The 253-nt window shown below is 62.8% G+C and carries 1 protein-coding gene; it reads left to right on the top strand.

The window, feature by feature from the left end; genetic code table 11:
- Positions 1-253, top strand: a 253-nt coding sequence (locus P8629_RS12330; protein ID WP_278166396.1) for a hypothetical protein, incomplete at both ends; no start/stop codon positions are given.

The following is a 253-nucleotide window of genomic DNA, read 5'->3' as shown; positions in this document are numbered from 1 at the left end:
CACTCGAAGAAACGAAACCCGCGCGCGCTGCAAAAGACAAATCGAAGCGCGCCGAATCCCTCGCTTACACCAACGCGCAACCCGGCGGCGTCAGCCTTCTGCGCTCACTCGCCAATTCTGATGCGCACTACATCGCAGCGCCTGGTGACCAGATCGGCTGGCGCCTCGGCCCGCAAGGCTCCGTGGAGACCACCGCTAACGGCGGTCTGTCCTGGCTCAAACAATCCAGCGGCGTAACCACCGAACTAACCGC

The organism is Hydrogenovibrio sp. 3SP14C1 (assembly GCF_029625905.1).
Classification (GTDB): domain Bacteria; phylum Pseudomonadota; class Gammaproteobacteria; order Thiomicrospirales; family Thiomicrospiraceae; genus Hydrogenovibrio.
Note: the sequence above shows the minus strand (reverse complement) of the source record. Positions and strands in the feature narration are given on the sequence as shown.